Below are 23,833 nucleotides of genomic sequence, written 5' to 3' on the forward strand. Positions count from 1 at the left end.
GTGTATCGCCCGGCCTACGCGCTCCTCGTCGGAGTCGCCGCTGTCATGGGTCTGCTCGCCGTGCTTGCCTCGGTGACGCTGGACCGTCCCCTCGTCGACCCCGAAGGCTTCCTCGGCCCCTCGTGGCTGCGGCTGCCGATGCTGGTGCTGGGGGCGTTCCTCCTCGACATGCTGCCCCGGACGCTGTGGCAGTCCCGCTTCAACCCGCGACTGATGCCGGACATCGCCAAGGACCGGGTCCGCAGCCACTGGACGCGCGAGCGGATGACGCTGGTGGTGCTGGGCCTGGTGTGCTTCTACATCACCTACGTCAGCTACCGGAACCTCAAGTCGTTCCTGCCCTTCGTCCTCGGCGACGGCAAGTACGACCGCGAGCTGCACCTCATCGACCGGGCGCTGTTCTTCGGCCACGAGCCCGCCAACGTGCTGCACGCCGTCTTCGGCACCGGGTGGAGCGCGCACGTGCTGTCCTCGATCTACCTGTGGTTCCTCCCGCTGGTGCCGCTCGCGCTCGCCGCCTGGCTGGTGTGGTCGCGCAACATCAGCTTCGGCTACTGGTTCGCCACCTCCCAGTGCCTGGCCTGGGCCCTGGGCACCGCGTCCTACTACGCCCTGCCGACCCTGGGCCCCGGCTTCGCCTACTCGTGGCTCTACAACGACCTGCCCGACACGGGGTCGGGGGCGCTGATGGACTCCTTGTTCTACGCCCGCAAGGGCGTGCTCAGGGACGGGGTCGAGGGGGCCGTGCAGTCCGTCGCGGGCTTCGCGAGCCTGCACGTCGCCATCACCCTGCTCGTGGCCCTCATGGTGCAGTACACGCTGCGCAACCGGGTCCTCCACTGGGTCTTCTGGGCCAACTTCGCGATCACGGTCGTCGCCACGCTCTACTTCGGCTGGCACTACGTCGCCGACGACATCGCCGGCGTGGCCATCGCGCTGGTCGCCTTCTGGCTCGGCGGGCTGGCCAGCGGCCAGAAGTTCGACCGCGGCGGGCTCGCCTCGCACCCGACGACCACCACCTCCAAGGTGCCCGTCGACGCCGACTGACCGTCGTACGCCCGCGACCGGTCGGGGACGGGCGTCGACCCCCGTCGGAGTCACCGCTTCAGCGGTGAATCTGGCGCTTGCTGGCCGCCGCAACGGCCAGCAACCGGACGAATCGGCCAGCATGTCGGCCGCGTCGCGACCGACGCGCGCGAATTACAACGGTGTAGCACGTCAAGGCGACACGCCGACACTTCGTGAAAAAGTTGGGATTCTTGTTCCCTTTGGGGCTCGTGAGCACTAACGTGCCGCGAGTGTCACGGGTGAAAGGGAAGTCACCCGAGGCCGGAGTGAGAGCCGAGGGGAACAAGCTGTGCGAGCCCTGCCTGCACCCACACGTACGTCGTGGCTGTCCCGGCGACTGCGCTGGTCCGGTGCCGCCGCCCTGAGCCTCGTGCTCGCCGGCGGCGTGATGACCGCGTCGGTCGCCGACGACGAGGTGCCGACCCGCGAGGACGTCGCCGTCGCCGAGCGCAACGCCAGCGACAAGGCCCGCGACGTGGCGGCCGTGCAGGCAGACCTGGTCATGGCCAACGAGCGCATGCGCGCGGCCGCCGTGGCCGCGGCCCAGGCCGCCGAGGCCTACAACGGTGCCCGGTGGCAGGCTGGCGAGGCGCGACGGGCGGCCCGCGAGGCGGCCGTCGCCGCGGAGTCGGCCGAGGCCGACGTGGTCCGCCAGCAGGAGGACTACAGCGACGCGCTGGTCCGCAGCTACGAGATCTCGCCCAGCCTGCAGGGCTTCGCCGCCGTCGTCGGCTCCGACGGCATCGAGACGATGATCGACCGCACGGCCACGATGCAGAACGCCGAGGACGCCCTCGACGGCCGGTACGACGCCTTCCGCGCCGCCGCCACCCTCGCCGAGGTGGCGAGCCGCCGCGCCGAGGACGCCCTCGCCGAGGCCGAGCGCCTCGAGGAGGAGGCCGAGCGGGCCCGGGCCGGTGCGGCCGCCGCGGAGGCGGAGGCGGGCGCGACCGCCGAGGCGATCGCAGCCTCCAAGACCATCCTGATCGCCGAGCTCGCCGAGCTCCAGGGGATCAGCGTGCGGCTGGCCGAGAAGCGCCAGTCGGCCCTCGAGCAGGCGGCAGCCGAGGCCGCGGCCAAGGCGGCCCAGGAGGCCGCCGCCCAAGAGGCCGCTGAGCAGGCGGCGGCCGAGCAGGCGGCCCAAGAAGCAGCGGAGCAGGCCGCCCAGGAGGCCGCGGACCAGGCTGCCGACGAGGCGGCCGAGGAGGCGGCGACCACCGAGCCGTCGCCCACGAAGTCCCCGAGCCCGACTCCATCGCCTGCCCCGACGAAGGTGCCCACGCAGGTCCCGGCGCCCTCTCCCACGACGCCCGAGCCCACGGCCCCGGCGGCCCCGGCGACCCCCGAGCCCACGACCCCGGCCCCGACGACGCCGCCGGCTCCCGCCCCGACGACGCCCGCGCCCACGGCTCCGGTCCCACCGGCACCCGCCCCCGTGCCCCCGCCACCGGCGAGCTCGGGCGCGGAGGCGGCGATCGCCTTCGCCGCCGCCCAGATCGGCGACCTCTACAAGTGGGGTGCCTCAGGCCCCGACGCGTGGGACTGCTCCGGCCTCACCGCGGGGGCGTGGGCCAGGGGCGGCAAGTCACTGCCGCACTACTCGGTCGCGCAGTTCACCGGCTCGACCCGGATCACGGCCGCCCAGCTCGCGCCGGGCGACCTGGTCTTCTGGGGGTCGAGCAGCAACCCGAGCTCGATCTACCACGTGGGCCTCTACGTCGGCGGCGGCCAGATGATCCACGCCCCGCGCACGGGCCGTCCCGTCGTGCGGGAGTCGATCTGGTCCTGGACCACACCCAACTTCTTCGCCCGCCCCTGACCCCGACCGAGGCGTGGTCCCGCGGATAGTTTGGGATCAACTCGTAGGTCGGAACGCCGAATCTCCACCGAGATCGTCCCAAACTACCCACCGGGGGAGGGTCAGGCCGGGAGCGGCGCCACCTTGGTCGTGAACCGAGCGGCCAGCTCCCCGGGGTCCAGGGTGCCTGCGAGGATCCGGGTCGTCGGCCACTCCGAGGTGTCCAGGCCCGAGAGCCGGTCGAAGACGGCGAGGTCGGCGGCGTACAGCTCGGCGAGCGACTGCAGGTCCTCGGCGGTCGGCGCGGTGCCCGTGACCAGCTCCGCGCCGGCGTACCGGTTGCGCAGCGGCGGGTGCTGCTCGAAGCGGGGCAGCCCGAGGTGGTCGGTCGCCCGGTCGACGGAGGCGTCGAAGGACGCGAGCATCGAGCGGAACTCCAGCAGCAGCCACTGCTCGCGGGGGAAGACCGCGAACCCGCGCTCGAGCTGGGCGCCGTAGTAGCCGCGCGCGATCCCCGACATGTGCTTGTAGCGCATCGGCTTGACGTCCGTCGGCACCGAGTCGGGCAGCGACGTCGGCCGGAACTCGGTGAGGAAGCCCGGCCAGTCGGGCCAGTCCGGGTGCCGCGTGCGCAGCATCGTCCAGTGCGAGAACAGCCGCTCGAGCGGGTCCCGGAACACCGCGATCAGCGGCATGTCGGGCATGTAGTCGCGCATCCGCTCCAGCGCGTTGGGCCAGAACAGGTAGACCGGCGTCGAGTCCCCGACCATCGTGTGCACCTTGGCGCGCCGCGGCGCGGTGTAGTCGCGCTCGTAGTCGGGGTGCGCCCAGTCGTAGGTCTCGTCGTTGAAGAAGTGCGCCTCTTTGCGGGGCGGCCGGCACACGAGACGGTGCTGGCTGATCGTCCCCGACAGCGTGGAGGTGCCGCTCTTCTGGACGCCGACGATCGAGAAGTTGTACGGCATCCGACCGAGATCGACGTCGGGCTCGGGGCGGTTCACGCGCGCGACGCTACCTTGTGCCCATGACCGCCGAGCAGGCCACCGAGCAGGCCACCGACGACACCACCGAGGGGACCCCGAGCGGCTACGCCCAGCCGGAGGTTGACGTGGCCGCGCTGACCGCGCTCCTCGACGGCCGGTACGCCGACGTGCGCGCCCTGGTCCGCACCAACCTGGTGGAGTATGCCGACATCCTCGAGGAGGCCGAGTCCCTCGACACCGCGGCCTTCCGCGACCGCGTCCGGGACGTCGTCCTCGAGATGGCCGCGACCGGCCAGACCGGCATGGGCTTCCCCGAGGAGCACGGCGGGGGCGGCGACATCGGCGCGTCCGTCGCGGCCTTCGAGACCCTCGCCCTCGGTGACCTGAGCGTGCTGGTCAAGGTCGGGGTGCAGTTCGGCCTCTTCGGCGGCGCGATCCTCCAGCTCGGCACCCGGCGCCACCACGACGCCTACCTCGCGCGGACCGTCAGCGGCGAGCTGATGGGCTGCTTCGCGATGACCGAGACCGGGCACGGCTCCAACGTGCAGGCTCTCGGCACCACGGCGACGTACGACGCGGGGACCGGCGAGTTCGTCATCACGACGCCCGACGACGCGAGCCGCAAGGACTACATCGGAAACGCGGCCGCGCACGCGGACGTCGCGGTGGTCTTCGCCCAGCTCGAGGTCGGCGGGGAGTCCCGCGGCGTGCACGCCTTCGTGGTGCCGCTCCGCGAGGACGGCGCGGTGCTGCCCGGCGTACGCATCGAGGACTGCGGCCCCAAGATGGGCCTCAACGGCGTCGACAACGGACGCATCTGGTTCGACGGCGTGCGCATCCCGCGCGACAACCTCCTCGACCAGTTCGCCACGGTGTCCGAGGACGGCACCTACTCCAGCCCGATCGACAACCCCAACCGGCGCTTCTTCACCATGCTCGGCACCCTCGTCCAGGGCCGCGTGTGCGTGGGCGGGGCGGCCATCAACGCGTCCAAGGTCGCGCTGGCGATCGCGATCCGCTACGCCGACCGGCGCCGGCAGTTCGAGGCCACCGAGCCGCCGCTGGAGGACCTGCTCCTCGACTACGGCATGCACCAGCGCCGGCTGCTGCCGCTGCTGGCGCACACCTACGCGCTGCACTTCGCCCAGGAGCAGGTCGCCGGCCAGCTGCACGACGTCTTCTCCGGCCTCACCGACGACGAGCAGGCCCGCCGCCGGCTCGAGGCGCTGGCCGCCGGCACCAAGGCGCTCGGCACCTGGCACGCCACCCGCACCATCCAGGAGTGCCGCGAGGCCTGCGGCGGCGCCGGCTACCTCAGCGCCAACCGCTTCGACGCCCTCAAGGCCGACACCGACGTCTTCACCACCTTCGAGGGCGACAACCACGTCCTGCTCCAGCTCGTCGCCAAGGGACTGCTGACCGACTACGCCAGCGAGTTCGAGGACATGGACCAGTTCGGCATGGTCCGGTTCGTGGCCGGCCTCGCGGTCGAGACGGTCCTCGAGCGGACCAGCGCCCGCAAGCTCTTCTCGGCCCTCAAGGACGCCCTGCCCGGCGGCGACGAGTGGGACCAGGAGGCCGGCCTGCTCGACCCGGCCTACCAGCAGGCGATGCTGCGCTTCCGCGAGGAGCACGTGCTCGGCGGCGCCGCCCGCCGGCTCAAGCGGGGCATCGACACCGGGCTCAACCCCGGCGAGGTGTTCTCGAGGGTCCAGCCCCACGTCATCGCCGCGGCGCGCGCGCACGTGGAGCGGCTCGTGCTGGACGCCTTCGTGGAGAAGACGCGCGCGCTGCCCGACGGCGACACCAAGGTCGCTCTCAACCTGCTGTGCGACCTGCACGCGCTGGCCACCATCGAGGCCGACCGCGCCTGGTTCATGGAGCACGGCCGGCTCACCGCCGCCCGTTCCAAGGCGATCAGCCGCGAGGTCGACGACCTGTGCCGCAAGCTCCGCCCGCTCGCCGTCGACCTCGTGGACGCGTTCGGCGTACCCCGCGAGATGCTGCGGTCCGAGGAGATCCTGGGCCGATGAGGATCCTCGGCGGGTGGCACGAGGACCCGCTGTGGGCCAGCGTCTACGGCTGGCTCGTCGAGCACCGGCGCGTCGGGGGAGTGGCGTGGCGGCTCGGCCTCGGCACCGACCTCGGCCTGCTGTACGACGCCGTGCGCGAGGTCGGCCGGCTGCCCGCCGGGTCGCGGGTGCTCGACGTCCCCACGGGCAACGGCGTCGCGATGCGAGGGATCGTGCCCGGCCAGGGGCTCGACTACCTCGCCGTCGACATCTCCGCGCCCATGCTGGGAAGGGCACTGTCCACCGCCCGACGACTCGGCGTCGACGACCAGGTGACCCCTGTGGTCGCGGACGCGGGCGACCTCCCGCTCGAGGACCGGACCGTCGACCTGGTGGCCAGCTTCACCGGGTTGCACTGCTTCCCCGACCCGCACCGCGCGGTGGCCGAGATGGTGCGCGTGCTGCGTCCCGGCGGGGTCCTCACGGGCAGCTCGATGTTCACCGACACCGGCCTCGCGCACGCGCCGGCGCGACGGATGGGCACGCTCGCCGGGGTGCTGGGCCCGATGTGCAGCACCCGCGAGCTCGTCGACCAGCTGGCCCGGGAGGGGTGCCGCGAGATCGACCTGCACCTCAGCGGCGGCCTCGGCTACTTCCGCGCCGTGGCGTCCTGACCTGTCACAGGACCGGCTCGGCCGGTGTCTCCATGTCAGCAAGGGTCAGCAGGCCCACCTGACGAAGGAGTGACCATGCCCAGCACGTTCCGCATCCCGAAGGCCCGCATCGACGGCGTCTACGGCCGCGTCATGACCAGGGTCGCCGAGCGCATGTGGGGCGAGGTGCCCGACAACGCCTACGTCCTGTTCCACCACAAGCCCGTGACCCGCGCCGTCTTCGGCTTCGAGCAGCGGGTCGCCCGCTGGAAGGCCCTCGACCCGCACCTCAAGACCTACGCCCAGCTGGCCGCCGCCGCCCGGATCGGGTGCTCGTGGTGCCTCGACTTCGGCTACTTCCTGGCGCACGAGGAGGGACTCACCCTCGACAAGGTCCGCGAGGTGCCCCGCTGGCGCGAGTCGGAGGTCTTCACCGACCTCGAGCGGGACGTGATGGCCTACGCCGAGGCGATGACGACGACCCCGCCGACGGTCACCGACGAGATGGTCGCCGGGCTCGACGCGGCGCTGGGCCACGAGGCGATGGTCGAGCTCACGATGATCATCGCCGTCGAGAACGAGCGCTCCCGCTTCAACGCCGCGCTGGGACTGGCCAGCCAGGGCTACGCCGACCGCTGCGACCTGGCGCCGCTCGCCGTACCCTCCACCCCATGAGCGCGCCGGCCACCGAGGCGTTCGTCGCCCACCGCAACCTGCTCTTCACGGTCGCCTACGAGATGCTCGGCTCGGCCGTCGACGCGGAGGACGTGCTGCAGGAGGTGTGGGTGCGCTGGTCGGGCGTCGCGCACGACGAGGTCCGCGACCGCAGGGCCTACCTCGTGCGCATCACTACGCGGCTCGCCCTCAACCACCTGCGCGGCGGAGCGCGCCGGCGCGAGGACTACGTGGGCGCGTGGCTGCCCGAGCCGCTGCTGACGGTCCCCGACGTCGCGGAGGACGTCGAGCTCGCCGACAGCGTCTCCACCGCCATGCTGCTGGTGCTGGAGACGCTGCCGCCGGTCGAGAGGGCGGTGTTCGTGCTCCGCGAGGTCTTCGACCTGCCGTACGACGAGATCGCGGCCGCCGTGGACAAGTCCGAGGCCGCGGTGCGCCAGGTTGCGCACCGTGCCCGTTCCCACGTCCAGGCGCGCCGGCCGCGCTCCTCGGTGACCGTCGCGGAGCGCGACGCGGTCATCGAGCGCTTCCGGCTGGCCGCCGAGACCGGCGACCTCCAGGTGCTGATGGACGTCCTGGCGCCCGACGTGGTGCTGATGACCGACGGGGGTGGCAAGGTCAAGGCGGCGCTCAACCCGATCCGCGGGCGCGACAAGGTGTTGCGGTTCCTCACCGCAGTCACCCCGGACGCCCTCGAGCTGGTCCCGGTGTGGCTCAACGGTGCCCCGGGGGTCCAGTTCGTCGTCGGCAGCCGCCGCGACGGCGTCGGCACCATGCTGGTCGAGGACGGGGTGGTGACCCGGCTCTACCTCGTGCGCAACCCCGACAAGCTCAGCCGGGTGGGGGAACCGGTCCCCCTGGCCCGCTGAGGGACGGGCTCAGTGGCCGTTGCTCTTGAAGCGGTCGAACGACGCGCGGACCTCGGCCTCGGCCTCGGCGCGGCCGACCCAGTTGGCACCCTCGACGGACTTGCCGGGCTCGAGGTCCTTGTAGACCTCGAAGAAGTGCTGGATCTCCAGGCGGTCGAACTTGGAGACGTCGCCGATGTCCTGGAGGTGCTGCAGGCGCGGGTCGTGCGAGGGGACGCACAGGACCTTGTCGTCGCCGCCGGCCTCGTCGGTCATGCGGAACATGCCGATCGCGCGGCACTCGATGAGGCAGCCGGGGAAGGTCGGTGCCTGGAGCAGCACGAGCGCGTCGAGCGGGTCGCCGTCCTGGCCGAGGGTGTTCTCGATGTAGCCGTAGTCCTCGGGGTAGGCCGTCGAGGTGAACAGCATCCGGTCCAGCCGCAGGCGGCCGGTGTCGTGGTCGACCTCGTACTTGTTGCGCGAGCCCTTGGGGATCTCGATCAGCACGTCGAAGAGCAGCTGGCCGTCCTCGGGAGGGTGGACGTCGCTCTCGGCGATCTCGTCGCGGACGTCGTCGGCTACCTGCTCGTCGGGCACGGTTCTCTCCTGGGGCGTTGGGTGATCGGCGGCCAGTGTCGCGCACAATGGCCCCCGACGACCAAAGCGAGGGGTGAAAACGGGTGGGACGTGACCGACGCCACTCCTCGGGGCCGAGCGGTCCCGGGCGGCTCGCGCATTGGCTGCCGACCCTCCTGGTGCTGGCCATCGTGGCCGCCGCGTTCGCGTCGTACCGCCTCGACCTCGGACCCCGCTACCTCCCGTGGCTCTCGGTCGACCCGCAGTCCGAGCCGGCGGCGATCGCACCCCCGCCCGGGGTGGAGCTCCCCGAGTGGGGGACCCCGGAGCCCGTCGCGTCCGTCGTGCCTCCGGCCCGGAGCGGCCACGTCGACCAGGCCGCCGTCGCCGCCGCGCTGGCGCCCGGGCTGCGCGACGAGGACCTGGGCCGGCACGTGGTCGCCGCCGTCGGCGACCTCGACGGCGACGGTCCGGTCTGGACGTACGGCGAGGGCCCGGTCATCCCCGCCTCCACCACCAAGCTCCTCACCGGCGCCGCCGCGCTGGAGGCGCTCGGGACGGACACCCGGTTCACGACGCGGGTCGTGGCCGGGGCGACCCCCCGCGACGTCGTGCTCGTCGGCGGCGGCGACCCCTACCTCGCCAGCAGGCCGCTGACGCCCGAGGAGGCCCGCACGACCTACCCGGAGCGCGCGGACGTCGTGACGCTCGCCCGCGAGACCGCAGACGCCCTCGGGGACCGTGCCCGGGTGCGGGTGCAGTACGACGACTCGCTCTTCACCGGCCCGAGCGACAACCCGAAGTGGCGCGCGGACTACGTGCCCGACGACATCGTCAGCCCGATCACCGCGCTGTGGGTCGACCGCGGCGCGTCGCCCACCGGCTACGGGTACGTCGACGACCCGAGCGCCGCGGCCGCCGACGCCTTCGCGGACGCGCTGCGGGAGGCCGGGGTGCGTGTGCGCGGCAACCCGGCGCCCACGACGGCCGCCCCGGACGCCGGTGAGCTCGCCAGCGTCACCAGCGCCCCGGTGGCCGACATCGTCGAGCGGGTCCTCGAGGTCAGCGACAACGAGGCGGCCGAGGTCCTCGCCCGCCACGTGGGGCTCGCCGTCGACGGCGTGGGGTCCTTCGAGGCGGGCTCGGCCGCCGTGCTGGCGACCCTGCGCAGCCTGGGTGTGGACACCGGCACCGACGTCATCCACGACGGCTCCGGGTTGTCCCGGCTCAACCGCGTCTCCGCCACCACCCTCCTCCAGGTGGTCCAGGTCGCCGCGGCACCCGAGAACCCCGCCCTGCGACCCGTGCTGTCCGGCCTGCCCGTCGCCGGGTTCACCGGTTCCCTGGCCTACCGCTTCGACACCGGCTCGGCGCAGGCGCCGGGGAGGGTGCGGGCCAAGACCGGCACCCTGAGCCGCGTCCACTCGCTGGCCGGGGTCACCACCGACCGTGAGGGGACGCCGATGGCCTTCGTCGTCGCCGTCGACAGGGCCGGCGAGGACGACAAGCTCGACGCCCAGCAGGCCGTCGACCGGCTCGCCGGCGACCTTGCCGCCTGCCGCTGCACCGCGGGCTGACGGTGGGCCGGCCGGTCGGCTGACCTGCCGGCTGCCCGGTCGCCTGGCCTCTCGCCCGGCCTGTCGGCTGGACGGGCGCCCGGGATGGGGTGCCGGGCTAGGGTCGCCCCATGACGTCAATGGTCGACTGGGACTTCGCGGTGAACCTCGGCGCCAAGGTCGCCGGGGACGGACCCGAGGTGACCGCGGCCGACGCGGCCGCCGCCGTGACCGAGCTGCGCGCCGACGCCGACCGGTCCACCGGCCTGGTCCGTGAGTTCACCGGGCTGGTGGCGCAGGACAACACGGCGCCGGTGCTCGTCGTCGACCGTCGTGGCTGGGTGCAGGCCAACGCCGACGGCTTCGCGCGGATCCTGGAGCCCGTCGTCGCGCGCCTGACCGAGAAGAAGGGCACGCCCAACGGGCTCTCCCTGGCCATCGGGTCCCGGGTCACCGGCGCCGAGGTCGGGCTCCTGCTCGGGTTCCTCGGCACCAAGGTGCTGGGCCAGTTCGACCCCTTCCACGGCCTGGCGGACGAGGCCGACGGCACCACGGGCAGCGGGTCCACGGACACCGGCCGCCTGCTCCTCGTCGCCCCCAACATCGTCCACGTCGAGCGCGAGCTCGGCGTCGACCCGACCGACTTCCGGCTCTGGGTGTGCCTCCACGAGGAGACCCACCGGGTGCAGTTCACCGCCGTGCCCTGGATGCGGGACCACCTCTACTCCGAGATGATCGCGCTCACCGGCACCGTCGAGCCGTCACGGATGATGGACGACCTCGTGCGCCGCGCCTCCGAGGCGCTGCGCGGGGGCGGCGGCAGCCTCATCGACGTCATGGGGACCCCGGAGCAGAAGGAGATCCTCGACCGGATCACCGGCGTCATGTCGCTGCTCGAGGGCCACGCCGACGTCGTGATGGACGGCGTCGGACCGAGCGTCATCCCCAGCGTCGACCGGATCCGCGCCCGCTTCAACGAGCGCCGCAAGGGCGTCGGCACCCTCGACCGCATCCTGCGCCGCCTGCTCGGGCTGGACGCCAAGATGGCGCAGTACCGCGACGGCGCCGCGTTCGTGCGCCACGTCGTCGACAAGGTCGGCATGGATGACTTCAACGCCGTGTGGGCCGAGCCCGCGCACCTGCCGAGCAAGTCCGAGATCGGTGACCCGGACGCCTGGATCACCCGCGTGCTGTGAGCCTCCACCCCGCCGTCGCGGCCGTGCGCCGGGGAGTGCGGGCGGTCCTCGCCGACCTGCCCGCCGGGTCGACCGTCGTCGTGGCCTGCAGCGGCGGCGCCGACTCCCTGGCCCTGCTCAGCGCCGCGGTCTTCGAGGGGCACAAGCGGGCCCAGCGGGTGGTCGGCGTGACCGTGGACCACGGCCTCCAGCACGGCTCGGCCGACACCGCGGCCCGCGTGGTCGAGCAGATGGCGGCCATCGGGGCCGACGAGACCATGACCGCGACCGTGGTCGTCGAGGCCGCCGGGCTGGGGCCGGAGGCCGCCGCCCGCGAGGCGCGTTACGCCGTGCTCGAGGAGGTCGCCGCCCGCACCGGGGCAGCGGTCGTGCTGCTCGGCCACACCCTCGACGACCAGGCCGAGACGGTGCTGCTGGGCCTGACCCGGGGCTCCGGCGGCCGGTCGCTGGCCGGGATGCGCCGGCGGTTCGACGTGTTCGCGCGCCCGCTGCTCGACGTACGCCGCGACGACACCGTCACCGCGTGCCAGGTCGAGGCGTTGCGGGCCTGGGAGGACCCCCACAACACCGACCCCTCGTTCACCCGGGTGCGGGTGCGCCGCCGGGTGATGCCCCTCCTCGAGGACGAGCTCGGTCCCGGGGTCGCGGCCACGCTGGCCCGCACGGCCGACCAGCTGCGCGACGACATGGGCCTGCTCGATGAGTTCGCCGCCGAGGTCGCAGCGGTGGTGACGACCGACGACGGCCTGGCCGTCGATGCCCTCGCCGGCCAGCACCCCTCCCTGCGGCGCCGGGTGCTGCGCAACGCGGTGCTGGCCGCCGGCGCGCCGGCCTCCGAGGTGCACCACGAGCACGTCCTGGCCGTGGACGCCCTGCTCACCGACTGGCGGGGCCAGAAGTGGATCGACCTGCCCGGCCACCTGCGCGCCGTACGCCGTGACGGCCTGCTCGTCCTCGAGCGCGCGCCGTCCGCGCCCGACCGCCCCGCCTGACCGCCCGGCGACGACGCGCCGGCGTAGGCACGCGGGCACAAGTCGCGCGGGCCGGTCGCGCCAGGCGGGGGACACCGTGCACGACCGGGGTTGTGTCCGCGCGTCTACGGCGCGGTGGCACTTGATCCGCGACCACCCCGACGCCGGAGCGGCCGGTGCACCTAGGCTGCTCGGCATGGACGCGTCCCACGTGGAGTCTGACCTGGTCAACGTGCTCTTCACCGAGGAGCAGATCCAGGCCCGGTTGAAGGAGATGGCCGAGCAGATCGAGGCCGACTACGAGGGCCACGACCTCCTGATGGTCGGCGTCCTGCGCGGCGCGGTCATGGTGATGGCCGACCTCGCCCGGTCGCTGGGCCGCCACGTGGAGATGGACTGGATGGCGATCAGCTCCTACGGCTCGGGCACCAAGTCCAGCGGCGTGGTGCGGATCCTCAAGGACCTCGACACCGACATCACGGGCCGGCACGTGCTGATCGTCGACGAGATCATCGACACCGGCCTCACCCTGAGCTGGCTGGTCAACAGCCTCGGCAGCCGCGGCCCGGCCAGCGTCGAGATCGCCACGCTGCTCCGCAAGCCGGAGGCGCTGAGCATGCCGGTGGAGCCCAAGTACGTCGGCTGGGACATCCCCAACGAGTTCGTCGTGGGCTACGGGCTGGACTACCAGGAGCGCTACCGCAACCTGCGCGACATCGGGACCCTCGCCCCCCACGTCTACTCCTGAGCGCCCCCGGGCTTCACCCCGCCTGAGAGGATGGGTCAGAACCACGGACGGTCGTGACGATGTACGGTCACAACCCCCGAACCCCTCGTCGCGAAAGATGCTTGTGAAGCGCATATTCAAGGGCCCATGGCTGGTGGCGCTCGTGGCGGGCGTCGCCGCCCTCTTCGCCATCCAGTTCCTCATCCCCAACGGCGGGTACGACGAGGTCAAGACCTCCGAGCTCAACGCCTGGATCGCGGACGGCGACGTCAAGGAGATCACCTTCATCGACGGTGACCAGGAGATCCGCGCGACCCTGGACGAGGGCGTGCGCGAGGGCAGCGACAAGGTCGTCACCTACTACATCCAGGGCCAGCAGGAGTCGATCCTCGCGGCCGTCGACGAGCAGGTCACCGAGGGCACCATCGAGGACTCCACCTCGGAGAACCCGCAGCCCAGCGTGATCGGGTCGCTGCTGGTGACGCTGCTCCCGTTCGCGCTGATCGTGCTGCTGTTCATCTTCTTGATGAACCAGGCGCAGGGCGGCGGCCGCGGCGTGATGCAGTTCGCCAAGAGCAAGGCCAAGCTGATCACCAAGGACATGCCCAAGACGACGTTCTCCGACGTCGCGGGGTCCGAGGAGGCCGTCGAGGAGCTCGGGGAGATCAAGGAGTTCCTCCAGGAGCCCGCCAAGTTCCAGGCCGTCGGCGCCAAGATCCCCAAGGGCGTCCTGCTCTACGGCCCGCCCGGCACCGGCAAGACGCTGCTGGCCCGCGCGGTCGCCGGCGAGGCCGGGGTTCCGTTCTTCTCCATCTCCGGCTCCGACTTCGTCGAGATGTTCGTCGGCGTCGGCGCCAGCCGGGTCCGCGACCTGTTCGAGCAGGCCAAGGAGAACGCTCCGGCGATCGTCTTCATCGACGAGATCGACGCCGTGGGCCGGCACCGTGGTGCCGGCATGGGCGGCGGCCACGACGAGCGCGAGCAGACCCTCAACCAGCTGCTCGTGGAGATGGACGGCTTCGACGTCCGCGGCGGCGTCATCCTCATCGCCGCGACCAACCGCCCCGACGTCCTCGACCCGGCGCTGCTGCGACCGGGCCGCTTCGACCGCCAGATCCAGGTCGACGCCCCCGACCTCAACGGTCGCCACCAGATCCTCAAGGTGCACTCGCGCGGCAAGCCGATGGCCCCCGAGATCGACCTGCTGAGCGTCGCCCGTCGTACGCCGGGCTTCACCGGCGCCGACCTGGCCAACGTCCTCAACGAGGCGGCCCTGCTGACCGCCCGCAGCAACGAGAAGCTGATCACCGACTCGTCGCTCGACGAGGCCATCGACCGGGTGATCGCCGGGCCCCAGCGGCGTACCCGCCTGATGAGCGAGAAGGAGAAGCTCATCACCGCCTACCACGAGGGCGGCCACGCCCTCGTCGCCGCCGCCGTGCCCGGCACCGACCCGGTGCACAAGGTCACGATCCTCCCGCGCGGCCGTGCGCTGGGCTACACGATGGTGCTGCCCGACGAGGACAAGTACAGCCAGACCCGCTCGGAGATGCTCGACAAGCTGGCCTACATGCTCGGCGGCATGGCCGCCGAGGCGCTGATCTTCCACGACGTCACCAGCGGCGCGGGCAACGACATCGAGAAGGCCACCAACCTCGCCCGCGCGATGGTCACCCAGTACGGCATGAGCGAGCGCCTCGGCGCGATCAAGCTCGGTGACAGCAACTCCGAGCCGTTCCTGGGCCGCGACATGGGCCACCAGCGCAACTACTCCGAGGAGGTCGCCGCCGTCGTCGACGCCGAGGTCAAGGCGCTGCTGGGCAACGCCCACCAGGAGGCCTTCGACATCCTCGAGGAGAACCGCGACGTCCTCGACGCGCTCGTGCTCGCGCTGCTCGACAAGGAGACGCTCGACAAGGCCGAGGTCGCCCGGATCTTCGAGCCCCTGCGCCTGCGCCCGTCCCGTCCGGCCTGGACCGGATCGCCCCAGCGCGTCCCCTCGACGATCCCGCCGGTGGACATCCCCCAGGAGATCCGTGAGCGCGCCAAGGCGTCCAACGGGACGTCGCCGGAGCGGCAGGAGGGCGGCATCGTGCTGACCCCGCCCGGCGCCGGTGGCGACACCCACGGCGACACGGTGGGCGGCGGCGACGAGCCCACGCCCCCGACCCCCTCGTCGACCTGAGCCGATGACCGACCCGATCAGCCTCGAGGAGCGCGACGACCTCGCGCCCTTCGACCACGCCCGCGCCGAGGCGGCCGTGCGCGAGCTGCTGCACGCCATCGGCGAGGACCCCGACCGCGAGGGGCTGGCCGACACCCCCGCACGGGTCGCGCGGGCCTACGCCGAGCTCACCGCCGGCCTGCGCCAGCGGCCGGAGGAGGTGCTGACCACCACGTTCGACATCGGCCACGACGAGATGGTGCTGGTGCGCGACATCGAGCTGTGGTCGATGTGCGAGCACCACCTCGTGCCCTTCACCGGCGTGGCGCACGTGGGCTACATCCCCGCCGAGAGCGGCAAGATCACCGGCCTGTCCAAGCTCGCCCGGCTCGTCGACGTCTACGCCAAGCGCCCGCAGGTGCAGGAGCGGCTGACCACGCAGGTGGCCGACGCGCTCATGGAGCTCCTCGAGGCCCGCGGCGTCATCGTCGTCATCGAGGCCGAGCACCTGTGCATGACCATGCGCGGGGTGCGCAAGGCCGGCGCCCGCACCATCACCTCGGCGGTCCGCGGCCAGATGCACAGCGCCGCCACCCGGGCCGAGGCGATGGCGTTGATCCACTCCCGGCGCGGATGAGCACCGTCGTGCGACCCCTGGTGATGGGGATCGTCAACGTCACGCCGGACTCCTTCAGCGACGGCGGGCTGTACGCCGACACGGAGTCGGCGCTCGCGCACGGCAGCGACCTGCTGACCCAGGGGGCGGACATCCTCGACGTCGGCGGCGAGTCGACGCGGCCCGGCGCCACCCGGCCGCTGGTCGCCGAGGAGCTCGACCGGGTCGTCCCGGTCATCACCGGGCTGGCGGCGCAGGGTGCGATCGTCTCCGTCGACACCATGCGCGCCGAGGTGGCGGCCGCGGCGATCGACGCCGGCGCCCGCATCGTCAACGACGTCTCGGGCGGGCTCGCCGACCCGGCCGTCCTCGACGTCGTCGCGGCCTCCGACGCGACGTACGTCGCCATGCACTGGCGGGCGCACAGCGACCGGATGGCCGACTTCGCGACCTACGACGAGCCCGGCGGCGTGGTAGCCGCGGTGGTGCGCGAGCTGTCCGAGCGGGTCGAGGCGGCGACGACGGCGGGCATCGACCGCGACCGGCTGGTGCTCGACCCCGGCCTGGGCTTCGCCAAGCGCGGCGAGCACAACTGGCAGCTGCTGGCCCACCTCGACGAGCTCACCGCGCTGGGGCTGCCGCTCCTCGTCGGCGCGAGCCGAAAGACGTTCCTGGGGGCCGTGCTGGCCGGTCCCGATGGCACCCCCCGGCCGCCGACGGGGCGCGAGCACGCCCACAGCGCCCTGGTGCCGCTCCTGGCCGACCTGGGCGTCTGGGGCCTGCGCGTGCACGACGTACGCGCCACCACCGACGCCCTCGCGGCCTGGCAGGCCTGGCGGACGGCCCCCCGAGAGGAAGGACGACGATGACCGACAGGCCCTTCGACACGGGCGCTGCACACCCTGCACGTCGAGACGGCGCTGGCGCGCCTCCTCAGCACGGCGCTCAGGACGAGCTCGTGGTCTCGGGGATCGAGTGCTTCGCGCACCACGGGGTGTTCGACTTCGAGCGGCGCGAGGGGCAGGTCTTCGTGATCGATCTCGCACTCGGCATCGACACGCGCCCCGCGGCGACCTCCGACGACTTGCAGCAGACGGTCGACTACGGGACTCTCGTGGACCGGGTCCGGGCGGCAGTCGAGTCCGATCCCGTGGACCTGATCGAGACCGTGGCCCAGCGGATCGCCGACGTGTGCCTGACCGAGCGTCGTGTTCAATGGGCGCGCGTCACGATCCACAAGCCAGATGCACCCATTGACGCGACATTTCGGGATGTCGCGCTGACGATCACCAGGACTGAGGCCAGCTGATGACCGAGACCCCCAACCCCAACATCGTGGACGCGGACTCCCTCACCGGGGAGATGCACCCCATCCGTCGGATCGTGGTGGCGCTCGGATCCAACCTGGGGGAGCGGTTCACCACGCTGCAGGGTGCCGTGGACGCCCTCGCCGACACCCCCGACCTGTTCCTCACCGGCGTCTCGCCGGTCTACGAGTCGGAGCCGGTCGACTCGCCGGTCGACGACGCGCCCATGTTCCTCAACGCCGTCGTGCTCGCCGACACCACGCTGCCGGCCGCGCGGCTCATGGAGCGGGCGCTGGCGATCGAGGACGCGTTCGCCCGCGAGCGCAGCGACCTCCGCAACGCGCCGCGCACCCTCGACGTCGACCTGATCGTGGTCGGCGACCGCCGGGCCGACGACGACTTCCTGCGGCTGCCCCACCCGCGCGCCCACCAGCGCGCCTTCGTGCTGAAGCCCTGGCACGACCTCGAGCCCGACGCGGAGCTCCCCGACCACGGCCCGATCGCCGACCTGCTCGGCGCCACCGACGGCTCGGGGATCTCCCGCCGCGACGACCTGGTGCTCGAGGTCCAGTGACCGCTGGCCCTCCCTCCGGGGACCCGTCCGAGCAGCCGCCCGACGAGGAACCGGAGGGTCGGCTGCACCCGATCTCGGCCACCGCCCTCGCGGTCGCGGCCGGGATCGGGATGGTCGGCGGGGGGCTGCTGCGCACCGTCGCGGTCCGCCTCGACGGCACCGCGCCGATCGTCACCTGGATCCAGGTGCTGGCGCTGGTCTTCGTCGCCGTCTTCGTGGGCGCGCTCGCCTGGGACACGTGGCGCACGCTGCACGTCCGCCGCCAGCGGCTGGAGCCGCACCGCGCCGTCAACCGCCTGGTGCTGGCCCGCGCCTGCGCCCTCGTGGGTGCCGTGGTGGCCGGCGGCTACGCGGCGTACGCCGTGACCTGGATCGGCGACGGCTCCGAGCTCGCCGATCAGCGGCTGCTGCGCTCGGGCGTCGCGGCGGGCGCCGGAGTGGCGATCGTCATCTCCTCGCTGCTGCTCGAGCGCGCGTGTCGGCTGCCCTCGCGCGGCGACGCCCCCTAACCTGCTGGCATGCCTTCCCTCCAGCCCCAGCAGTCACAGGCGTCGTCCCCGGCTGCGTCGGCGAGCTCCGCCACCCCCCGCAGCGCCGCGCGCCGCCGCCAGCGCAGCACGCGCCTGACCGTGGCGGTCGTCCTGCTCGTCGTGGCGACCCTGCTGGTCGGCTGGGCCCTGGTCGCCGGCATCGGCTGGCTGACCTCGCTGGTGGCCGTCGCGGCCCTGCTGCTCGGCGCCGCCGCCACCCGCATCACGCACACCGAGGTGATGCAGGCACGCCGGGACGCGGCCCGCGACCGGGCCGAGCAGGCCGCCGAGTACGCCGCCCTCACCGCCGAGCGCACGGCCGAGAACGCCGCCTTCGCCGCCGACATGCGCCGCAAGATCGCCGACCGTGAGGAGGCCATCGACGGCCTCGAGCTCGCGCTCAGCAAGGCCCAGCGCCACGCGGCCGAGCAGACCCGCAAGATGAACGCCGAGGCGCGCCGTGCCGACGTCGCCGAGCGCGACCGGGACGAGTCCGCCCGCATGCTGGACGCCTCGGAGCAGCAGGCCGCCGAGGCGATCGTCCTCGTCGCCGAGCTCGAGGCCGAGCTCGACGTGCTGCGCTCCGAGCTGGTCTCGTGGAAGGCCGCCGCGGCCGCCAAGCGCGCCGAGTCCGCCTGAGCCGCTGGGGACCACCCCGGGTGGGTCCGCTGCACGGCCCGCGGACGGCTGACCGGCCGGCCGTGGACGTCGTACGGCACAATCAACCGATGTGATCCCTGAAGACAACCGGTTCGAGAGCGACCCCACGAGCGTCATCCCCGGCGATCACCCCCTCCCCGAAGGCTGGGAGCCCGGGCCGGTGGACGGCTCGGACCCGGCCACGGTGGCCCGGCTGACCGAGCTGCTCCGCGCCCACGAGGCCGCCGGGCGGGGCTGGCCGAGCGCGTCGGAGGACGACGTCCTCGTCGAGGTCTCCGAGCGTGGGCTCGCGATGCGCGAGAACGTCGTCGTGCGTGACGACGCGGGCACCATCCACGCCTGGGGCAGCGTCCACGACCGTGCCGAGGGGCGGATGCTCTTCGTGCACGTCGTCGGGCGCGACCTCGACGACGACACCGCGCTGGCGTGCTCCGACGTGCTCTTCACGTGGGCGCAGGCGCAGGCCAGGTCCGTCGGGCAGCGGCGTGGGCTCGCGGTGCAGCAGATCGACACCGGCGCCTTCGCCGACGACGACCGGCAGCACACGTGGCTGCGCGACGCCGGCTTCGCCAAGGTCCGGACCTGGTGGCAGATGAGCCGGCCGGTCACGGCGGACGAGGCGACGCTCGTGCCCGACCCGGTCGGCTGGGAGCGCAAGGGCGTGCGCTTCCGCCTCGTCGGGCGCGAGGACGACGGCATGCCCGACGAGTCGTGCCTGAGGGCCGTGCACGACGTGCTCGAGGGCGCCTTCACCGACCACTTCAACTCGGCCGAGGAGACCTTCGACGAGTTCATCCACCGCCTGCGCGAGGACCCCGGCCACCGCTGGGACCACTGGTGGCTTGCCGAGCTGCTCGACGACCCCGAGTCCCCGGAGCCCGTCGGGGCGCTGGTGGGCACCGTGTCCGAGGGCGGCGACGGGCCGGACGGGTCCTACGTGTCCTACCTCGGCGTCCTGGAGTCGGCCCGGGGTCGCGGCGTCGCGACGGGACTGCTGCGCACGATCATCGCCGACGCGGCCGCCCGGGGCCGGGACCGCGTGGGCCTCGAGGTCGATGCCGACTCGCCGACGGGGGCCGAGGGCCTCTACACCTCGATGGGCTGGGCGACGCGCTACGTCACCGAGTCGTGGCACCTCGACGTGCCCGTCGACTGACCGCCTGACGGCACGGGGTGGGCGGGCTCAGCGCAGCGACTCGCGCAGCGCCCGGTGCACGCCGGCCGGGGTGAGCACGCCGACGAACGCGGCGCCGCGCTTGACCCCGATCATCGGCCGGTCGTCGCGCAGCAGCGCGGCCAGCGCCTCCTCCAGGGTGGAGTCGATGTCGATGGCCGCGCCGAGCTGACCGCCGCGGACGTCGTCGAGCGGCTCGAGGTGCTCCTCGCGCAGGGGTGTCACCGCCAGCCGGCGCAGACCGCGCGTCGAGCCCACGAAGTCGGCCACGAAGTCGTCGGCGGGGTGCGCCAGCAGCTCCATCGGCGTCGCGAGCTGGGCCAGCCGGCCGCCGGTCGCGAAGACGGCGACCCGGTCGCCCATGCGGACCGCCTCGTCGATGTCGTGCGTGACCAGCACGACGGTCTTGCCGAGCTCGCGCTGGAGGCGCAGGAACTCGTCCTGGAGACGGATGCGGACCACCGGGTCGACGGCGCCGAACGGCTCGTCCATCAGCAGCACCGGCGGGTTGGCCGCCAGCGCCCGGGCCACGCCGACGCGCTGGCGCTGGCCGCCGGAGAGCTGGTGGGGGTAGCGGTCGCCGTACTGGTCGGGGTCGAGCCCGACCGTGGCCATCAGCTCGCGGGCCCGCTCGCGCGCGGTCGACTTGGACTCGCCGTACAGCAGCGGGACGGTCATCACGTTGGTGATGACCTTCTGGTGCGGGAAGAGGCCGACCTGCTGGATGACGTAGCCGATGCCACGCCGTAGCTCGTGCGGATCGGCGTCCGTCACGTCGGTCCCGTCGAGCCAGATGCGGCCGGTGGTGGGCTCGATGAGGCGGTTGATCATCTTGAGCGTCGTGGACTTGCCGCAGCCGGACGGGCCGACGAGGCAGACCATCTCCCCGCGACGTACCTCCAGGTCGAGGTCGTGCACGGCGACCGTGCCGTCGGGATAGGTCTTGCCGACCCCCGCGAGGCGGATCATCACGTCCCGGTCCGAGGCCTCGTCGACGGCGGCGTCGACCACGGCGTCGGCTGGGCGGGATCCGCGGTCGGAGGCGGTAGCGTCCATGCGGTGACCCTACTGGTGCCGGCCTCGCAGGTGCGGCTGTCGAGCGCCGAGGAGCCCAGCTGCTACAGCCGGTTCGTCAACGAGTGGTTCTGCTGGCAGTACGTCGAGGACCGCCACGAGCAGATCACCGACGCGCTCGTCGAGCACGTCCTCATCACCACGGCTGCGCTCGTGCTCGGGCTCGCGATCGCCGTCCCGCTCGCGCTGCTCGCGCGGCGCCTGCCGCGCCTCGAGTCGGCGGTGCTCGGCTTCAGCACCGCCGTCTACACCGTGCCGTCGCTGGCGCTGCTGCCGCTCCTCGTCCCGTTCACCGGCCTGTCTGCCGCGACGGTGGTGATCGGGCTCGGCCTCTACGCCCTGACGATCCTCGTGCGCGCGTTGCTGGACGGCCTCCGCTCGGTGCCCGACGACGTGCGCGAGGCGGCCACGGGTCTGGGGTACGGGCGGGCACGGATGCTGACCCGCATCGAGATGCCCCTGGCGCTCCCGGTCGCGATGGCCGGCCTGCGGGTCGCCGCGGTGTCGACGGTCGCGCTCACGACGGTCGGCACCCTGGTGGCGTACGGCGGCCTCGGGGACCTGATCGCGCACGGCGTGCAGCGCGACTTCCGCGCCGAGCTGCTCACCGCCGCCGTCCTGTGCGTGGTGCTGGCCGTCGTGCTCGACGTGGTGCTGGTCGTTCTCCAGCGGGTGCTGACCCCGTGGACGGCGGGGACGCGCTGATGGACCTGTTCGCCGAGACCTGGCAGTACCTCCTCGACCCCGACAGCTGGACCGGTGGGGGCGGCCTCGTCGCGCGCCTGCTGGAGCAGCTCCTGCTCACCGCTACCGCGCTCGCCGCCGCCATGCTCCTCGGCCTGCCGCTCGCCCTCTGGCTCGGTCACCTCGGCCGCGGCGGCTTTCTCGCCGTCAACGTCTCCAACGTGGGACGCGCGGTCCCGACCTTCGCGCTCCTGGCCATCCTGGTCGCCGCGGACTGGCCCGGCTCGGCCGACTTCGGTCCGTACGGCCGCGCCGGCCTCGCCACGCTGATCGCCCTGGTGCTCTTCGCGCTCCCGCCGCTCATCACCAACGGCTACGTCGGGATGCGCGAGGTGCCCTCCGACGTCCAGGAGGCCGCCGACGGCATGGGGATGTCGTCCGGGCAGCGCTTCTGGCGCGTCGAGCTGCCACTGGCGCTTCCGGTGGTGGCCTCGGGTGTGCGCCTCGCGCTGGTGCAGGTGTGGGCGACCGCCACCATCGCCGCGCTCGTCGCCGGTCCCGGGCTGGGTCGCATCATCACCGAGGGCTTCGCGCGCAACGACTACGCCCAGGGCATGGCGGGGGCGGTGGTCGTCGCGCTGGTGGCGCTCGTGCTCGAGGTCGCAGCCGCCGCTGTCCAGCGCGCCGCCGACCCGATGCCCCGCGGTCCTGCACCGCGCCCCCCGTCACCCCAGGGAGTGGAGCCGGTGTCGGCGGGCTCGACTACGGTGGCAGAGGCACCCACCGGGGGCTGAGCATCACCGGACACGCGCGGCTTCTCGCCGCGGGACACAGAAGGTTGAAGACATTGCACGTACGACGTCCCTTGCTTGCGGTGACCGGGCTGGCCCTCACCGCCCTGCTGGCCGGCTGTGCCGGCGACGACCTCGCCTCCGAGAACGACGAATCCACCTCCACCTCCGGCACGGGCGAGGGCACCTCCGTCGTCATCGGCAGCCAGAGCTTCGACGAGGCCGCCCTCGTCACCGCGATGTACCAGCAGGTCCTCGAGGCCGAGGGCTACGAGGTCGAGACCCGCCTGGTCGACACCAGACCGGTCTACCTCAACGAGATGCCCGACGCGGTGCAGATCGCCCCGGAGTACGTGGCCGGCATCGTCGACCAGCTCAACACCGACGCCAACGGTCCCGACGCGGAGCCGCTGTCGACCAGCGACGCCCAGGAGACGATCGACGCCGGGGCCGACCTGCTGGAGGAGAAGGGCATCACCCTGCTGGAGCCGTCCGAGGCGTTCTCCGCCAACGGCTACTTCACCAGCCAGGAGTTCTCCGACGCCGAGGACGTCACCGCGCTGTCCGACCTCGAGGGCAAGGCCGTCACGCTGGCCGCGGCGCCCGACTGCAAGGGCCGCACCGACTGCGAGAAGGGCCTCGTCGACACCTACGGCATCGACATCACCCTCGAGCCGCTGGGCTACGCGTCGACCGAGACGTTCCAGGCGGTCCTCGACGGTGAGGCCGAGCTCGGCCAGACGAGCACCCTGGACGGCACGCTCGAGGAGCAGGGTCTGCTCCTGCTCGAGGACGACCGCGGCATCCAGCCTGCCCAGAACCTCATCCCGGCGGTGTCGAGCGAGTTCCTCGCCGACAACCCCGACATCGAGGGCCCGCTCAACGACCTGATGGCCGCGCTCGACAACGACACCCTCGGCCAGCTGCTCGTCAGCGTCCAGATCGACCGCGAGCAGCCCGACGACGTGGCCCAGGAGTTCCTGGAGTCCGAGGGCCTGCTCTGACCCGCTGTGGGCTTGTCGGAGTCACCGCTTCAGCGGGGATCTCTACGGTTGCTGGCCGAAACTTCGGGGCGTAGTCGATCGGTCGAAGCAACGCTGATTTTGAGGAGCGTTGCGGATGCCGAAGTGGATCTCGTTTGAGACCGAGGAGGAGTTCTTCAACCTGGTGTGTAGTGGTGCGCCGATCGCACACGC

Annotated in this window: 24 protein-coding genes; 21 read left to right on the forward strand and 3 right to left on the reverse strand. The window is 72.6% G+C overall.

Annotation, left to right across the window (positions count from 1 at the left end):
• Together DAI17_RS19930 and DAI17_RS19935 are read left to right on the forward strand one after the other, a co-directional pair.
• A complete protein-coding gene (locus DAI17_RS19930; RefSeq protein WP_234412623.1) occupies positions 1 to 1,047 on the forward strand; it encodes a phosphatase PAP2 family protein in 1,047 nt (348 codons plus the stop codon).
• Positions 1,048 to 1,357: 310 nt separating this feature from the next.
• Positions 1,358 to 2,887 (forward strand): C40 family peptidase, encoded by a 1,530-nt coding sequence (locus DAI17_RS19935; protein WP_159081662.1) that lies wholly within the window; start codon positions 1,358 to 1,360, stop codon positions 2,885 to 2,887.
• A 101-nt stretch (positions 2,888 to 2,988) separates the two neighbouring features.
• Here the strand turns inward: DAI17_RS19935 and DAI17_RS19940 are convergent, their stop codons facing one another.
• The gene (locus DAI17_RS19940) at positions 2,989 to 3,867 is read right to left on the reverse strand and encodes a sulfotransferase domain-containing protein (protein WP_107774992.1); all 879 of its coding nucleotides are present in this window, start codon (positions 3,865 to 3,867) and stop codon (positions 2,989 to 2,991) included.
• A 23-nt stretch (positions 3,868 to 3,890) separates the two neighbouring features.
• On the opposite strand from DAI17_RS19940, the gene DAI17_RS19945 reads away from it, so the two are divergent.
• The 4 genes from DAI17_RS19945 (at position 3,891) to DAI17_RS19960 (ending at position 8,058) form a co-directional block, all read left to right on the forward strand.
• Positions 3,891 to 5,882, forward strand: a complete 1,992-nt coding sequence (locus DAI17_RS19945; RefSeq protein WP_107774993.1) for an acyl-CoA dehydrogenase family protein — start codon at positions 3,891 to 3,893, stop codon at positions 5,880 to 5,882.
• On the forward strand, positions 5,879 to 6,535 hold the full coding sequence (locus DAI17_RS19950; protein WP_107774994.1) for a class I SAM-dependent methyltransferase: 657 nt from the start codon (positions 5,879 to 5,881) through the stop codon (positions 6,533 to 6,535). The genes DAI17_RS19945 and DAI17_RS19950 overlap by 4 nt, the downstream gene beginning before the upstream one ends.
• Before the next feature lie 75 nt (positions 6,536 to 6,610).
• The gene (locus DAI17_RS19955) at positions 6,611 to 7,189 is read left to right on the forward strand and encodes a carboxymuconolactone decarboxylase family protein (RefSeq protein ID WP_107774995.1); all 579 of its coding nucleotides are present in this window, start codon (positions 6,611 to 6,613) and stop codon (positions 7,187 to 7,189) included.
• Positions 7,186 to 8,058 carry an RNA polymerase sigma-70 factor gene (locus DAI17_RS19960; RefSeq protein WP_107774996.1) on the forward strand — a complete coding sequence of 291 codons (873 nt, stop codon included), beginning with the start codon at positions 7,186 to 7,188 and terminating at the stop codon, positions 8,056 to 8,058. Before DAI17_RS19955 ends, DAI17_RS19960 begins: the two co-directional genes overlap by 4 nt.
• A gap of 9 nt (positions 8,059 to 8,067) precedes the next feature.
• Here DAI17_RS19960 and DAI17_RS19965 read toward each other — a convergent pair whose 3' ends face one another.
• Positions 8,068 to 8,595: an inorganic diphosphatase gene (locus DAI17_RS19965; protein WP_456093758.1), complete on the reverse strand. Its 528-nt coding sequence runs from the start codon at positions 8,593 to 8,595 to the stop codon at positions 8,068 to 8,070.
• 122 nt (positions 8,596 to 8,717) lie between these two features.
• On the opposite strand from DAI17_RS19965, the gene dacB reads away from it, so the two are divergent.
• From dacB to DAI17_RS20025, 12 genes are all read left to right on the forward strand, one after another.
• Positions 8,718 to 10,190 carry a D-alanyl-D-alanine carboxypeptidase/D-alanyl-D-alanine endopeptidase gene (dacB, locus tag DAI17_RS19970; RefSeq protein ID WP_107774997.1) on the forward strand — a complete coding sequence of 491 codons (1,473 nt, stop codon included), beginning with the start codon at positions 8,718 to 8,720 and terminating at the stop codon, positions 10,188 to 10,190.
• Between the two features lie 110 nt (positions 10,191 to 10,300).
• Positions 10,301 to 11,365, forward strand: coding sequence for a zinc-dependent metalloprotease (locus DAI17_RS19975; RefSeq protein WP_234412624.1), 1,065 nt, complete (start codon positions 10,301 to 10,303; stop codon positions 11,363 to 11,365).
• Positions 11,362 to 12,357 carry a tRNA lysidine(34) synthetase TilS gene (gene tilS, locus DAI17_RS19980; protein ID WP_107774999.1) on the forward strand — a complete coding sequence of 332 codons (996 nt, stop codon included), beginning with the start codon at positions 11,362 to 11,364 and terminating at the stop codon, positions 12,355 to 12,357. Before DAI17_RS19975 ends, tilS begins: the two co-directional genes overlap by 4 nt.
• A 175-nt stretch (positions 12,358 to 12,532) precedes the next feature.
• Positions 12,533 to 13,084, forward strand: a complete 552-nt coding sequence (gene hpt / locus DAI17_RS19985) for a hypoxanthine phosphoribosyltransferase (RefSeq protein ID WP_107775000.1) — start codon at positions 12,533 to 12,535, stop codon at positions 13,082 to 13,084.
• 97 nt (positions 13,085 to 13,181) lie between these two features.
• On the forward strand, positions 13,182 to 15,248 hold the full coding sequence (gene ftsH, locus DAI17_RS19990) for an ATP-dependent zinc metalloprotease FtsH (protein ID WP_107775001.1): 2,067 nt from the start codon (positions 13,182 to 13,184) through the stop codon (positions 15,246 to 15,248).
• A 4-nt stretch (positions 15,249 to 15,252) separates the two neighbouring features.
• Entirely contained in the window at positions 15,253 to 15,864 is a 612-nt protein-coding gene (gene folE / locus DAI17_RS19995; protein WP_107775002.1) for a GTP cyclohydrolase I FolE, read from the forward strand.
• Positions 15,861 to 16,712 carry a dihydropteroate synthase gene (gene folP, locus DAI17_RS20000; protein WP_107775003.1) on the forward strand — a complete coding sequence of 284 codons (852 nt, stop codon included), beginning with the start codon at positions 15,861 to 15,863 and terminating at the stop codon, positions 16,710 to 16,712. The genes folE and folP overlap by 4 nt, the downstream gene beginning before the upstream one ends.
• Positions 16,709 to 17,152, forward strand: coding sequence for a dihydroneopterin aldolase (gene folB, locus DAI17_RS20005; RefSeq protein ID WP_107775004.1), 444 nt, complete (start codon positions 16,709 to 16,711; stop codon positions 17,150 to 17,152). The genes folP and folB overlap by 4 nt, the downstream gene beginning before the upstream one ends.
• On the forward strand, positions 17,152 to 17,724 hold the full coding sequence (gene folK, locus DAI17_RS20010) for a 2-amino-4-hydroxy-6-hydroxymethyldihydropteridine diphosphokinase (protein ID WP_107775005.1): 573 nt from the start codon (positions 17,152 to 17,154) through the stop codon (positions 17,722 to 17,724). The genes folB and folK overlap by 1 nt, the downstream gene beginning before the upstream one ends.
• The gene (locus tag DAI17_RS20015; protein WP_234412625.1) at positions 17,721 to 18,233 is read left to right on the forward strand and encodes a DUF3180 domain-containing protein; all 513 of its coding nucleotides are present in this window, start codon (positions 17,721 to 17,723) and stop codon (positions 18,231 to 18,233) included. The genes folK and DAI17_RS20015 overlap by 4 nt, the downstream gene beginning before the upstream one ends.
• 9 nt (positions 18,234 to 18,242) lie before the next feature.
• A complete protein-coding gene (locus tag DAI17_RS20020) occupies positions 18,243 to 18,893 on the forward strand; it encodes a hypothetical protein (RefSeq protein ID WP_107775006.1) in 651 nt (216 codons plus the stop codon).
• Positions 18,894 to 18,984: 91 nt separating this feature from the next.
• Positions 18,985 to 20,070, forward strand: coding sequence for a GNAT family N-acetyltransferase (locus DAI17_RS20025; RefSeq protein WP_107775007.1), 1,086 nt, complete (start codon positions 18,985 to 18,987; stop codon positions 20,068 to 20,070).
• A gap of 27 nt (positions 20,071 to 20,097) precedes the next feature.
• Here DAI17_RS20025 and DAI17_RS20030 read toward each other — a convergent pair whose 3' ends face one another.
• Positions 20,098 to 21,144 carry an ABC transporter ATP-binding protein gene (locus DAI17_RS20030; RefSeq protein ID WP_407669757.1) on the reverse strand — a complete coding sequence of 349 codons (1,047 nt, stop codon included), beginning with the start codon at positions 21,142 to 21,144 and terminating at the stop codon, positions 20,098 to 20,100.
• Between the two features lie 3 nt (positions 21,145 to 21,147).
• Here DAI17_RS20030 and DAI17_RS20035 point away from each other — a divergent pair, with 3 nt between their 5' ends.
• The 3 genes from DAI17_RS20035 to DAI17_RS20045 all read left to right on the forward strand — a co-directional run bounded on the left by DAI17_RS20035 (position 21,148) and on the right by DAI17_RS20045 (position 23,641).
• Positions 21,148 to 21,867 carry an ABC transporter permease gene (locus DAI17_RS20035; protein ID WP_234412626.1) on the forward strand — a complete coding sequence of 240 codons (720 nt, stop codon included), beginning with the start codon at positions 21,148 to 21,150 and terminating at the stop codon, positions 21,865 to 21,867.
• Positions 21,867 to 22,640 (forward strand): ABC transporter permease, encoded by a 774-nt coding sequence (locus DAI17_RS20040; protein ID WP_107775019.1) that lies wholly within the window; start codon positions 21,867 to 21,869, stop codon positions 22,638 to 22,640. The genes DAI17_RS20035 and DAI17_RS20040 overlap by 1 nt, the downstream gene beginning before the upstream one ends.
• Positions 22,641 to 22,720: 80 nt before the next feature.
• Entirely contained in the window at positions 22,721 to 23,641 is a 921-nt protein-coding gene (locus DAI17_RS20045; RefSeq protein ID WP_159081663.1) for a glycine betaine ABC transporter substrate-binding protein, read from the forward strand.
• Positions 23,642 to 23,833: the final 192 nt, after the last annotated feature.

The organism is Nocardioides sediminis (genome assembly GCF_003047295.1).
Taxonomy (GTDB): Bacteria; Actinomycetota; Actinomycetes; order Propionibacteriales; family Nocardioidaceae; genus Nocardioides; species Nocardioides sediminis.

What these genes read in the sequence shown, in the direction of transcription:
- folB (WP_107775004.1), top strand. Translation starts at nt 16,709, where the DNA reads ATGACCGACAGGCCCTTCGACACGGGCGCTGCACACCCTGCACGTCGA.
- ftsH (WP_107775001.1), top strand. Translation starts at nt 13,182, where the DNA reads ATGCTTGTGAAGCGCATATTCAAGGGCCCATGGCTGGTGGCGCTCGTG.
- DAI17_RS19960 (WP_107774996.1), top strand. Translation starts at nt 7,186, where the DNA reads ATGAGCGCGCCGGCCACCGAGGCGTTCGTCGCCCACCGCAACCTGCTC.
- folP (WP_107775003.1), top strand. Translation starts at nt 15,861, where the DNA reads ATGAGCACCGTCGTGCGACCCCTGGTGATGGGGATCGTCAACGTCACG.
- DAI17_RS19950 (WP_107774994.1), top strand. Translation starts at nt 5,879, where the DNA reads ATGAGGATCCTCGGCGGGTGGCACGAGGACCCGCTGTGGGCCAGCGTC.
- DAI17_RS20040 (WP_107775019.1), top strand. Translation starts at nt 21,867, where the DNA reads ATGGACCTGTTCGCCGAGACCTGGCAGTACCTCCTCGACCCCGACAGC.
- hpt (WP_107775000.1), top strand. Translation starts at nt 12,533, where the DNA reads ATGGACGCGTCCCACGTGGAGTCTGACCTGGTCAACGTGCTCTTCACC.
- DAI17_RS19975 (WP_234412624.1), top strand. Translation starts at nt 10,301, where the DNA reads ATGACGTCAATGGTCGACTGGGACTTCGCGGTGAACCTCGGCGCCAAG.
- DAI17_RS19945 (WP_107774993.1), top strand. Translation starts at nt 3,891, where the DNA reads ATGACCGCCGAGCAGGCCACCGAGCAGGCCACCGACGACACCACCGAG.
- DAI17_RS20020 (WP_107775006.1), top strand. Translation starts at nt 18,243, where the DNA reads ATGCCTTCCCTCCAGCCCCAGCAGTCACAGGCGTCGTCCCCGGCTGCG.
- DAI17_RS20030 (WP_407669757.1), bottom strand. Translation starts at nt 21,144, where the DNA reads ATGGACGCTACCGCCTCCGACCGCGGATCCCGCCCAGCCGACGCCGTG.
- DAI17_RS19955 (WP_107774995.1), top strand. Translation starts at nt 6,611, where the DNA reads ATGCCCAGCACGTTCCGCATCCCGAAGGCCCGCATCGACGGCGTCTAC.
- folK (WP_107775005.1), top strand. Translation starts at nt 17,152, where the DNA reads ATGACCGAGACCCCCAACCCCAACATCGTGGACGCGGACTCCCTCACC.
- folE (WP_107775002.1), top strand. Translation starts at nt 15,253, where the DNA reads ATGACCGACCCGATCAGCCTCGAGGAGCGCGACGACCTCGCGCCCTTC.